The organism is Salinicola aestuarinus (assembly GCF_003206645.1).
GTDB classification, from domain to species: domain Bacteria; phylum Pseudomonadota; class Gammaproteobacteria; order Pseudomonadales; family Halomonadaceae; genus Salinicola; species Salinicola aestuarinus.
On sequence record NZ_PZJP01000008.1, the window covers coordinates 124453 to 136160 of the forward strand.

Here is an 11708-nt window from a genome sequence, read left to right on the forward strand (position 1 = left end):
CGCTGTGCCGGCGTCGCGGCCACCCAATCGGCGAGATGCATGACCGCTTATACCGATACTGCGACCGACGCGTCGCTGCCCTCCGAACTCCTCGATTTTCTGCCGTGCCCGACACCGACACGCTGGGTCGAGGCGGCGATCGAGAACCCGGCGCTGCTGATGATCGATCACGCACAGTGCGAGAAGAAGGCGGCCTCGACCGCCATGAGCCTGATGTTTCGCTACGTCGATCGCCCTGAGCTACTCAACAAGATGTCTCAGCTGGCTCGTGAGGAGCTTTTACACTTCGAGCAGGTGATCAATCTGATGGAGGAGCGGGGTATCGGCTACTCCCATCTGCAGGCATCACGCTACGCTGAAGGGCTGCGCCAGCACGTGTCCAAACAGGAGCCGCAGCGCCTGATCGACACCTTGATCGTGGGGGCCTTCATCGAGGCTCGCTCGTGTGAACGCTTCGCGCGCTTGATTCCGCACCTCGATGAGACGCTGGCCAAGTTCTATCGCTCGCTGGTGCGTTCAGAGGGTCGGCACTTCGAAGATTACCTGTCTCTCGCCGAAAGCTACGCCGACGCGGAGAGCGTCAAAACGCGGATCGCCGAATTCGGTGGCGTCGAGCGCGAGTTGATCGAGAGCGAGGACGCCATGTTCCGCTTTCATAGCGGCGTGCCGGCCGGCGCCTAGATCGACCGCCCGTAGGCAAGGCCGGAGTGACCGGGAAGGGCAGATCGAGGGATAGCAGACAAGAGGGGTGCAAGAGAAGGGCGCACCGCGTGCGCCCTTTAAGATCTCTTGTTCAGCCGAGGCGAAAGGATTCAAGTGTCAGCGAATCTGTCTCGACTCTCAGTTGCCAGCCCTGATCGGGGCGCCAGTCGCCGATCACGTAGCGCTTGGCCGATTCACCGTCGACGTCAACGTCGTGGACTGCCGGACGATGGGTATGGCCATGGATCAGCACGCGGGCGTCGTGATCGCGCAGCGTCTGTTCCACGGCGCTGGGAGTGACATCCATGATGTCCTCTGCCTTGTTGGTATTGGCCTCGCCAGACTGTTCGCGCAGCTGCTTGGCCAGCGCCAGACGCTCGGGAATCGGCATCGCAAGGATCTGGGCCTGCCATGCCGGGTCGCGAGCCTGTCGCCGGAACGCCATGTACGCTTCGTCTTCCGTGCAGAGGCTGTCGCCGTGCATCAGCACGACGCGCTGACCGGCGAGCTCGAGTGTCGTCGGATCGTTCAGCAGCGCACAGCCACTCGCAGCGGCGAAGTCCTCGCCGATCAGGAAATCGCGGTTGCCATGCATGAAAGCCAGCCGTGTGCCTGAGTCATTCAGTGCGCGCAGCTCGGCAATGATCTGCTGTTCGAAGTCGCCCCGATAGTCGTCTCCGATCCAGGCCTCGAACAGGTCGCCCAGAATCGTCAGCGACGAGGCCTCTCTTGCCGGGCCGCGCAGGTAGTCCACGAATCCCCGGGCAATGTCCGGCTGGCTGGGCTGCAGGTGAAGGTCCGCGATCAGCAGTTGCATGGCGTCACTCGATGGTTGGCTGAGAGAGAGAGCATCGGATCAGTCGATGACTTCGGCGCGCTCGAGGATCACGTCTTCGACGGGGACGTCGCTGTGCATGCCGCGACGGCCCGTGGGCTGTTGGCGAATCTTGTCGATGACATCCATGCCCTCGACGACACGGCCGAACACGCAGTAGCCCCAGCCCTGAAGGCTCTTGTCGCGATGATTAAGAAAGTCGTTGTCGGACACGTTGACGAAGAACTGGGCACTGGCTGAGTGCGGGTCCTGCGTGCGCGCCATGGCCAGCGTGCCTTTCTGGTTGGTAAGGCCGTTGTCCGCTTCGTTATCGATCGGTGCACGAGTCGATTTCTGCTCGAAGTCAGTATCGAAGCCGCCTCCCTGGACCATGAAACCGTCGATGACGCGGTGGAAGAGGGTGTTGTCGTAGTGGCCGTCGCGAACGTACTGCTCGAAATTGGCAGCCGTCTTGGGCGCCTTGTCGTAATCGAGTTCTAGCTTGAGCGTACCGTAGTTGGTCTGCAGAGCGATCATGGTCATTCCTGGTCCTGGGGTGAGGCGTGGCGTACTGGCATGGCCGAGTCTTTGCGTTGCACGCGTATGCATGGCGCTGTTCGCGCGCGACGCTATAATAACCCGCTTTGTTGGATGCGGAAAAACCGCCTGGAGAAACCGTTGCCGGTGCATGTTACTGTGCAAGGTATTCCCATTTGGCGCGTCGCGGCGATGTCGGCAAACGCCGGCCACTGCCTTTCGTCACGGCATTTTTCGCGTCGGCGCTGGAGACAGCGTGTTCACATTTTCGTTTTTTCCCACAGAGGTTGCCTGCATTCCATGAGCGTCGAAAGCCGCGTCGATAACGACGGTGAAACTCAAAACGCCGCCCCCAACTTCCTGCGCAATCAGATTCGCGACGAGATCGCATCGGGTCAGGCGTCGACGATCGTGACGCGTTTTCCGCCGGAGCCGAACGGATTCCTCCATATCGGCCACGCCAAATCGATCTGGGTCAACTTCGGTCTGGCCGAGCAGTTCGGCGGTCGCTGCCATCTGCGCTTTGACGATACCAATCCGGCGAAGGAAGAGCAGGCCTACATCGATTCGATCCGTGAGGACATCACCTGGCTGGGCTACGAGTGGAGCGGCGACATCCGTTACGCCTCGAGCTATTTCGATCAACTCTACGCCTGGGCGCAGCACCTGGTGCGTGAAGGGTTGGCCTATGTTGATGATCTCTCTCCCGACGAGATCCGCGAGTACCGCGGAACGTTGACGGAGGCGGGCAAGCCGAGCCCCTACCGCGAACGCAGCGTCGAGGAAAACCTGGATCTGCTCGAGCGCATGAGCCTGGGTGAGTTTGCCGAGGGTGCCAAGGTGTTACGGGCGAAGATCGACATGGCGGCGGGGAACATCAACCTTCGCGATCCCATCCTCTACCGCATTCGTCATGCGCATCATCACCAGACCGGCGACAAGTGGAAGATCTACCCCTCTTACGACTTCGCTCATGGTCAGTCGGACGCGATCGAGGGCGTGAGCCACTCGCTCTGTACGCTGGAGTTCGAAGACCACCGGCCGCTTTACGAATGGTTCCTGGCGAACCTGCCGGTGCCGGCGCAGCCGCGCCAGACCGAGTTCGCACGCATGAACGTCAATTACACTGTGACCTCCAAGCGCAAGCTCAAGCTGCTGGTGGATCAGGGCGTGGTCGACGGCTGGGACGATCCGCGGATGCCTACAATCGCCGGGCTGCGCCGGCGCGGCTATACGCCGACGGCGCTGCGCAAGTTCTGCGACATGACCGGCGTCAGCCGAGCGGCGAACGTTGTCGATATTGCCATGCTGCACTTCGCTATCCGCTCCGATCTCGAGGATAACGCGCCGCGTGCCATGTGCGTTCTCAAGCCGCTCAAGGTCGTGCTGACCAACGTTGCAGCGGATCATGCCGAGTCGTTCGAGGTGGCCGGCCACCCGGCGCGTGACGATATGGGTAGCCGTCAGCTGCCGCTGACGCGTGAGATCTGGATCGACCGTGATGACTTCATGGAGGAGCCGCCGAAGAAGTTCTTCCGTCTTGCGCCGGGCAAGGAAGTTCGGTTGCGGAACGGCTATGTCATCCGTTGCGATGAGGTCGTCAAAGATTCCGCCGGTGAGATCGAAGCGCTCCACTGCAGCGTGGATTTCGATACGCTCGGCAAGAACCCGGAAGGGCGCAAGGTCAAGGGGGTCATTCACTGGGTCAGCGCCGATCATGGTGTACCGGTGGAAGTGCGTCTTTACGACAATCTCTTCCTGGAAGAGGCGCCGGATCGGGACAAGGATGCCGACTTCCTCGATCATCTGAACCCGGAATCGCTAGTGACCGTCGAAGGCATCGCCGAGCCCGCGCTGGCGGATGCCACCCCGGAGTCGCGCTACCAGTTCGAGCGTGTGGGCTACTTCTGCGCCGATCGTCACGCCTGTCGCGATGGCAAGCTGGTGTTCAACCGGACGGTCGGGCTCAAGGACTCCTGGGCCAAGATTCAGCAGAAACAGGCCCAAGGGGCGAAGCCGTGAGTGGTGACAAGACAGGCGTTAGCCGGACGAGGACGGGCGTGAGCAGGGACGAGACATGAGCGTGGTGCAGATCTACAACACGATGACCCGGCACAAGAGTGAGCTGGTGCCGATCGAGCCCGGCAAGGTGCGGATGTATGTCTGCGGCATGACGGTCTACGACTACTGCCACCTGGGGCACGCTCGCGTGATGGTCGCTTTCGATGTCATCACGCGTTGGCTGCGCCAGACCGGTCTCGATGTCACCTACGTGCGCAACATTACCGACATCGATGACAAGATCCTCAAGCGGGCCGAAGAGAACGGTGAGTCGATCGCGACGCTGACCGGTCGCATGGTCGAGGCGATGCACGAGGACGAGGCGCGCCTGGGCGTGCTTCGCCCGGATCGCGAACCGCGGGCTACCGAGCACGTTGCCGATATTCTGGCGATGATCGAACGCTTGATCGATAACGGTTACGCCTACGCCGTCGACAACGGCGATGTCTACTATCGCGTCCGTCACTTTGCCGGCTACGGCAAGCTGAATAATCGCAATCTCGACGACATGCGCGCCGGCGCTCGAGTCGATGTGGACACCGATAAAGAGGATCCGCTCGATTTCGTGCTCTGGAAAGCCGCCAAGCCGGGCGAGGCGAGCTGGCCCTCTCCCTGGGGTGAGGGCCGTCCGGGTTGGCATATCGAGTGCTCGGCGATGTCGACCTGCTGCCTTGGCGATACCTTCGACATTCATGGTGGCGGCCCCGATCTCACGTTTCCGCATCATGAGAACGAGATCGCCCAGAGCGAGGCGGCTACCGGTGTGACCTACGTCAACACCTGGATGCACGCCGGCGCCGTGCGGGTGAATCACGAGAAGATGTCGAAGTCGCTGGGCAACTTTTTCACCATTCGTGACGTGCTCGAAGTGCATGACCCGGAAGTGGTGCGCTATCTGCTGGTCTCGAGCCACTACCGCAGTCCGATCAACTACGCGCCCGAGTCGCTCGACGAGGCGCGCAAGTCGCTGGAGCGCTTTTATCATGCGCTCGATGGTATTCCCGCGGTCGAGGGCGACGTGCAAGGCGTTTACGCCGAGCGCTTCTCGGCGGCGATGAACGATGACTTCAACACCCCCGAAGCGCTCGCGGTGCTGTTCGATCTCGTCCGCGAGATCAATCGACTGCGTGAAAACGAGCCGGCGCGGGCTGGGGCGCTGGGGCAGGAGTTGAAGCGGCTCGCGAGCGTGCTCGGTCTGCTCGAACGCACGCCCGACGCGTTTCTGAAGGCGGGCGCCTCGGCGTTGCCGCTGGATGAAGGCGAGATTCAGAGGCGGATCGAGGCGAGGGCGAAAGCGAAGCGCGAGCGTGATTTTGCCAAGGCCGATCGGATTCGCGACGAGCTGGCCGCGCTGGGTATCGTGCTGAAGGATTCACGTGAAGGGACACGCTGGAGCTTCGAAGCCACGAGCTCATAGGTCGCGTTGATCGATGCCATGAGTCTATGCGCGTCCGGCAAGGCCCTTTCCGCCTAAAGAAAAGCCCCGCTTCGGCGGGGCTTTTTGCATTCTCGACCTCAGTCGGTCCCTAAAGCGCGTGAGCGCGGGCGTTCGCATCACGCCTTGGCAAGGCGAGCGACGATGGCGTCGACCATTTCGGCGGAATGGGTCGCTGCGCGATCGAGAAAGGCTTCAAAAGAGAGATCGGACTCCTTGCCGGCGATATCCGACAGCGCGCGGATCACCACGAAGGGGCACTCGAAGCGGTGACACGTCTGGGCAATGGCGGCTGCCTCCATCTCCACGGCCTGCATCTCGGGGAAGTGCTCACGAGTTCGTTCGACGCGGACCGGGTCGGCCATGAAGCTGTCACCGGTGCAGATCAGCCCTTCGTGGACGCGAATCTCGCCGAGTGCCTGAGCGCAATCGCGGGCGACGTCGATGAGTAACGGGTCGGCGGTGAAGGCGGCGGGCAGGCCGGGCACCTGGCCCATCTCGTAGCCAAAGGCGGTGACATCGACGTCGTGGTGGCGTACCTCCCGGGAGATCACGACGTCGCCGACTTCCAGCGTCTCACCGAAGCCGCCGGCAGAGCCCGTGTTGATGATGGCATCCGGCGAGTAGTGGTTCAGAAGCTGAGTGGTACCGATGGTCGCGTTGACCTTGCCGATGCCCGACTGCAGCAGCACGATTTGCATGCCATGTAGGCGCCCGCAATGGAAGCTGGCCCCTGCATGATGCTCGATCGTGGCGTTTTCCAGGCGTGATGCCAGCAGGGTGATCTCCTGCTCCATGGCGCCGATAATGCCGAGTGTCTTCATCAGTGCTCCGTGCCTCCGGTTGAGTTGTCGTCGTGCAAAGCCGCCGCATGAAGCGTGTTCTGAAGCAGCGTGGCGACGGTCATCGGTCCCACGCCGCCGGGGACCGGGGTGATCCAGGCGGCCCGTTCAGCGGCCGATTCAAATTCGACATCGCCCGCGAGCGAGCCGTCCTCCAGCCGGTTCATGCCGACGTCGACGACGACGGCACCTCGCTTGATCCATTGGCCCTCGATGAGTCCGGGTTTGCCGGCGGCGACGATCACGAGGTCCGCTCGACGCACCTGCTCCTCGAGATCCCGGGTAAAACGATGGCAAGTCGTGGTGGTGGCGCCGGCCAGGAGGAGCTCCATCGACATTGGCCGACCCACGATATTGGACGCACCGACGATGGTGGCATCCATGCCGCGTGGGTCGATGCCGCTCTGCTCGAGTAGCGTCATGATGCCCTTCGGCGTGCAGGGGCGCAGAAGCGGGCGGCGCTGTGCCAGCCGGCCAAGGTTGTACGGATGGAAGCCGTCGACGTCCTTGTCCGGTTGGATTCGCTCGAGCAGCGGGTTGGCATCCAGATGCGCCGGCAGCGGCAATTGCAGCAGGATGCCGTCGACGCTCGAGTCGGCGTTGAGCTCATCGATGACGCTCTCCAGCGCCTGTTGGGTAATGTCGTTGTCGAGACGGTGACTGAAGGAGCGAATACCCGCGTTTTCGCAAGCGCGATGCTTGTGGCTGACGTAGATCTCGGAAGCCGGGTCGTGGCCGACGAGGATGACGGCGAGTCCCGGGCGGTGACGTCCGTCTTCGAGTCGGCGATCGACCTCGACCTTTACTTGCTGACGAATGGCACCGGCAATACGTTTGCCGTCGATCAACTGAGCGGTCATCGACTTTCCTTTCTGAGTAGCGAGAGTCGGGCAGGGCCCGGCAAAGGTGGCAATTTTCGCATGCTCCGCGTCGCAGTCAACGAAGCATCCGACTCAGCACTGCGATTCGGTGGCTTTGCGACGCGGAGGAGCCGGATTGGGCAAATTCACGTAAGGGCTTGACGTTGCTGAAAGGATCCGTAAAATACGCAGCGCATCGAGGGGCTCGTAGCATCGCCGGCTCGGTTTTGCAGATTTCGGGGTATAGCGCAGTCTGGTAGCGCGCCTGCTTTGGGAGCAGGATGTCGGGGGTTCAAATCCCTCTACCCCGACCACGCAAAAGCAAGTCGACGAGGATGCACCCGGTGATGGAATGCGCCTATAGCTCAATTGGATAGAGCAACGGCCTTCTAAGCCGTAGGTTGCAGGTTCGAGTCCTGCTGGGCGCACCACGGCAATCGTGGATAGCGCTTCGAGGCATCGTCACAGTGGTGGATGTAGCTCAGTGGTAGAGCCCTGGATTGTGGTTCCGGTGGTCGTGGGTTCGAACCCCATCATCCACCCCACGTGACGCATAGTTTGAGAAATGGTGGATGTAGCTCAGTGGTAGAGCCCCGGATTGTGATTCCGGTGGTCGTGGGTTCGAACCCCATCATCCACCCCATTTCTGCTTTCATACCCTTCCTTCTGGTCGCTTTTATCCCCTTTGACCTGTCGTCCGACGTTGGTCGCCGCTTGATCATCCGGTCTTTCTGCACGCTCGCTGTTAGCCCGCTGTCCTTGGTTTCTCTGGGTCTCCGTCACTCGAAAGCGATCGAAAGATACGATTTTGCCGCCTTTCCCTTGTTTTTCTCTGCACCAAGACCCATGTACGCGGCAGGCCCGCTTGCCAGTGGGCATCGGGATTCATAGAATCCCCCTTTTATTTTCAGTTGTAATCACAGAACGCCCCCGTCGGTAGAGGATCATCTATGCAAGTTTCCGTTGAGACGACTTCCCAGATCGAACGTCGCGTCACCGTGCAGGTTCCGGCAGCAGAGGTCGACCAGGCGGTCGCATCTCGCCTCCAGGACACCGCCAAGCGCGTTCGGCTCAATGGCTTTCGTCAGGGAAAGATTCCGATGTCCGTCGTGCGTCAGCGTTTCGGTGGTGACGTGCGGAATGAAGTCGTGGGCGAAATGATGCGTCAGCACTATGTGCGGGCCATTACCGAGCAAAGCTTGAACCCGGCTGGTGATCCGTCCATCGAGCCGACTGTCAACCAGGACGGCAAGGATCTCGAATTCGTGGCGACGCTCGAAGTCTATCCGGAAATCGAGCTGCAGAGCATCGAAGGTACCGAGATCGAGCGCCCGCATGCTGAGATCACCGAAGCTGACATCGATTCGATGATCGAAACGCTCCAGGGTCAGAAGGCGGCGTTCGAGCCGGTCGACCGCGCTGCGGAGATGGGTGATCAGGTCAAGATCGATTTCGAAGGCTTTCTCGGCGATGAGCCGTTCGAAGGGGGCGCTGCCGAAGGTCATGATCTGGAGCTCGGCTCCAATCGCTTGATCCCCGGCTTCGAAGAGCAGCTCGTGGGTGTCAAAGCGGGCGATGACACTGTGGTCAATGTGACCTTCCCTGAAGACTACCAGGCTGAGCAGCTTGCCGGTCAGGAAGCCTCCTTCAAGGTCAAGGTCCACCAGGTGTCGGCCAAGACCATGCCGGCAGTCGACGACGCGTTCATCAAGGAGTTCGGCGTTGAAGACGGCGATCCCGAGAAGTTTCGCGCCGAGGTCAAGGGCAACATGGAGCGTGAGGTCAAGCAGGCGACCCAGAATCGCGTCAAGCAGCAGGCACTCGACGCGCTCCAGAAAGTCAACGATGTCACGGTGCCGCAGTCGCTGATCACCCAGGAAACTCAGGGTCTCAAGCGTCAGGCTGCGCAGCAGTTCGGCTTGGGCGAGGATTTCGATGTCAGCCAGCTGCCCGACGAGCTCTTTGCCGAGCAGGCGCGGACACGCGTCAAGATTGGTCTGCTGCTTGCCGAGCTGATCAAGCAGAACGAAATGGATGCGACGGATGACGAGATCCGCGCTCGCGCCGAAGAGCTCGCGGGTCAGTACCAGCAGCCGGAGCAGGTCGTTGAGCAGTATATGCAAAACGATGAGCTCAAGAACCAGATCAAATCTGCCGTTCTAGAAGACAAGGCAGTCGACAAACTGCTCGAGCAGGCCGATGTCAAGGACGTTAGCATGAGCTATGGTGAAGCTCTTCAGGCGGCGCAGCAGTCCGAGGAAGAGGCTGACGAGGCGGAAGAAGAGAGCGATTCCAAAGCCTGAACGGCGCTTGGTAATCACGATGACCCGGCTGCGGCCGGGTCTCTAGTCGATGGGCCTGACAATTACCGGATGTAAGGAAGTCGCGATGCAAAACCAATTCGATATCAGCAACGCCGGCGGCTTGGTGCCGATGGTGGTGGAGCAGAGCGCTCGGGGTGAGCGGTCCTACGACATCTACTCCCGTCTGCTCAAAGAGCGCGTCATCTTTCTGGTCGGCCCCGTTGAGGACTACACGGCCAACCTGATCGTGGCGCAGCTGCTCTTCCTGGAGTCCGAAAACCCGGACAAGGATATCCATCTTTATATCAATTCACCGGGTGGCTCCGTCACGGCGGGGATGTCGATCTACGACACCATGCAGTTCATCAAGCCGGACGTCTCGACGGTCTGCATCGGGCAGGCGGCGAGCATGGGTGCGCTGCTGCTGGCCGGTGGTGCCGAGGGCAAGCGCTACTGTCTGCCGCACTCGCGCATGATGATTCATCAGCCGCTGGGTGGCTTTCAGGGGCAGGCATCGGACATCGAGATCCATACGAAAGAGATTCTGACCATTCGTCAGAAGCTCAATCGGATTCTGGCGCATCACACCGGGCAGGACATCGACAAGATCGCTCAGGACACCGATCGTGATAACTTCATGGACGGCGATCAGGCGGTCGAGTACGGCCTGATCGATGCCAAGCTGGATAAGCGTCCGGTATCCTGATAGCGTTTTGAGTCAAGGTTTCACACGGTGGCGCGCGACGCCACCGTCCTGACGAGGTACACGAATGGCCGACGGTAAAGGCAAAGACGATAGCGGCAAACTGCTGTACTGCTCGTTCTGCGGTAAAAACCAGAATGAAGTTCGTAAGCTGATTGCCGGTCCGTCTGTCTACATCTGCGACGAATGCGTCGATCTCTGCAACGACATCATCCGTGAAGAGGTGCTCGAGGCAGACTCCGAAGGCGATGAAGATCGGCTGCCTGCACCACGCGAGATCCGCAACACGCTCGACGACTACGTGATCGGTCAGGACCGCGCCAAGATGGTCCTTTCCGTCGCGGTCTACAACCACTACAAGCGCCTGCGGAGCAGTAGTGGCAAGAGTGATGATATCGAGCTGGGTAAATCCAACATCCTGCTGATCGGTCCGACCGGTAGCGGTAAGACGCTACTGGCCGAAACGCTGGCGCGATTGTTGAACGTGCCGTTCACCATCGCCGACGCGACGACGCTCACCGAAGCAGGCTACGTGGGTGAAGATGTCGAGAACATCATCCAGAAGCTGCTGCAGAAGTGTGATTACGACGTCGAGAAAGCGCAGCGCGGTATCGTCTACATCGACGAAATCGACAAGATTTCACGCAAGTCCGACAATCCGTCGATCACCCGTGACGTCTCGGGTGAGGGCGTACAGCAGGCCTTGTTGAAGTTGATCGAGGGGACAACCGCTTCGGTGCCGCCTCAGGGTGGCCGAAAGCATCCGCAGCAGGAGTTCCTGCAGGTAGATACGGGTGACATCCTGTTCATCGTCGGCGGTGCGTTCGCGGGCCTGGACAAGGTGATCCGGGATCGCGCCGAGAAGGGCGGTATCGGCTTCAATGCGAACGTCAAGAGCAAGGATACCGAGAAAGGCGTGGGCGACGTGCTTGCCAGCGTCGAGCCCGAAGACCTGGTCAAGTTCGGCCTCATCCCTGAGTTCGTCGGCCGGCTTCCGGTAATCGCCACCTTGACCGAGCTGACCGAAGAGGCGCTGATCGAGATTCTGGTCGAGCCCAAGAACTCGCTCGTCAAGCAGTACGCTCGTCTGTTCGAGATGGAAGGTGTCGAGCTCGACTTCCGCGAGGACGCGCTGCGTGCCGTGGCACACAAGGCGATGGCTCGCAAGACAGGCGCTCGCGGCCTCCGCTCGATTCTCGAGGCCGTTTTGCTCGAGACGATGTACGACGTGCCGTCCCTCGAGGGCGTCAGCAAGGTGGTAATCGATGGCACGGTCATCTCCGGTGACAGTGAGCCGCTGTTGATTTACTCCCAGAAAGAGGAAGGGCGGGTCGCAAACCAGGACGGCTGAACGAACGCAGTCAAGGTGCGAGTACTCACCGCCGATACGGAAGGGGGCTTATGGCCCCCTTCTTGCTATGGAGTCTTTCTACAGGCGTCCAGGCCAACTC

General features: G+C 60.7%; 10 protein-coding genes and 4 tRNA genes. 10 read left to right on the top strand and 4 right to left on the bottom strand.

The window, feature by feature from the left end:
- Window positions 1-39: 39 nt before the first annotated feature.
- Complete coding sequence (locus DOM41_RS12500; RefSeq protein ID WP_110687199.1) at window positions 40-681, top strand: MiaE family protein; 642 nt, start codon at window positions 40-42, stop codon at window positions 679-681.
- Between the two features lie 112 nt (window positions 682-793).
- Here the strand turns inward: DOM41_RS12500 and DOM41_RS12505 are convergent, their stop codons facing one another.
- Both DOM41_RS12505 and DOM41_RS12510 read right to left on the bottom strand, forming a co-directional pair.
- Entirely contained in the window at window positions 794-1519 is a 726-nt protein-coding gene (locus DOM41_RS12505; protein WP_110687200.1) for a UDP-2,3-diacylglucosamine diphosphatase, read from the bottom strand.
- Window positions 1520-1558: 39 nt separating this feature from the next.
- A complete protein-coding gene (locus tag DOM41_RS12510; protein WP_110687201.1) occupies window positions 1559-2053 on the bottom strand; it encodes a peptidylprolyl isomerase in 495 nt (164 codons plus the stop codon).
- A gap of 300 nt (window positions 2054-2353) precedes the next feature.
- Here DOM41_RS12510 and DOM41_RS12515 point away from each other — a divergent pair, with 300 nt between their 5' ends.
- Window positions 2354-4075: a glutamine--tRNA ligase/YqeY domain fusion protein gene (locus DOM41_RS12515; RefSeq protein ID WP_110687202.1), complete on the top strand. Its 1722-nt coding sequence runs from the start codon at window positions 2354-2356 to the stop codon at window positions 4073-4075.
- A gap of 64 nt (window positions 4076-4139) precedes the next feature.
- Window positions 4140-5531, top strand: coding sequence for a cysteine--tRNA ligase (cysS, locus tag DOM41_RS12520; protein ID WP_188112412.1), 1392 nt, complete (start codon window positions 4140-4142; stop codon window positions 5529-5531).
- 137 nt (window positions 5532-5668) lie between these two features.
- Here cysS and mtnN read toward each other — a convergent pair whose 3' ends face one another.
- The gene (gene mtnN / locus DOM41_RS12525) at window positions 5669-6373 is read right to left on the bottom strand and encodes a 5'-methylthioadenosine/S-adenosylhomocysteine nucleosidase (RefSeq protein ID WP_110687204.1); all 705 of its coding nucleotides are present in this window, start codon (window positions 6371-6373) and stop codon (window positions 5669-5671) included.
- Window positions 6373-7251 carry a bifunctional methylenetetrahydrofolate dehydrogenase/methenyltetrahydrofolate cyclohydrolase FolD gene (folD, locus tag DOM41_RS12530; protein ID WP_110687205.1) on the bottom strand — a complete coding sequence of 293 codons (879 nt, stop codon included), beginning with the start codon at window positions 7249-7251 and terminating at the stop codon, window positions 6373-6375. The genes mtnN and folD overlap by 1 nt, the downstream gene beginning before the upstream one ends.
- Before the next feature lie 237 nt (window positions 7252-7488).
- On the opposite strand from folD, the gene DOM41_RS12535 reads away from it, so the two are divergent.
- From DOM41_RS12535 to clpX, 7 genes are all read left to right on the top strand, one after another.
- Window positions 7489-7565, top strand: a tRNA-Pro gene (locus DOM41_RS12535).
- Between the two features lie 40 nt (window positions 7566-7605).
- Window positions 7606-7682: transfer RNA gene (locus DOM41_RS12540), tRNA-Arg, on the top strand.
- 39 nt (window positions 7683-7721) lie between these two features.
- Window positions 7722-7796, top strand: a tRNA-His gene (locus tag DOM41_RS12545).
- A gap of 23 nt (window positions 7797-7819) precedes the next feature.
- Window positions 7820-7894 (top strand) — tRNA-His (locus tag DOM41_RS12550).
- Between the two features lie 307 nt (window positions 7895-8201).
- A complete protein-coding gene (gene tig, locus DOM41_RS12555; RefSeq protein WP_110687206.1) occupies window positions 8202-9554 on the top strand; it encodes a trigger factor in 1353 nt (450 codons plus the stop codon).
- An 85-nt stretch (window positions 9555-9639) separates the two neighbouring features.
- Window positions 9640-10260, top strand: a complete 621-nt coding sequence (clpP, locus tag DOM41_RS12560) for an ATP-dependent Clp endopeptidase proteolytic subunit ClpP (RefSeq protein ID WP_110687207.1) — start codon at window positions 9640-9642, stop codon at window positions 10258-10260.
- A 64-nt stretch (window positions 10261-10324) separates the two neighbouring features.
- Window positions 10325-11608 carry an ATP-dependent Clp protease ATP-binding subunit ClpX gene (gene clpX / locus DOM41_RS12565; RefSeq protein ID WP_110687208.1) on the top strand — a complete coding sequence of 428 codons (1284 nt, stop codon included), beginning with the start codon at window positions 10325-10327 and terminating at the stop codon, window positions 11606-11608.
- Window positions 11609-11708: the final 100 nt, after the last annotated feature.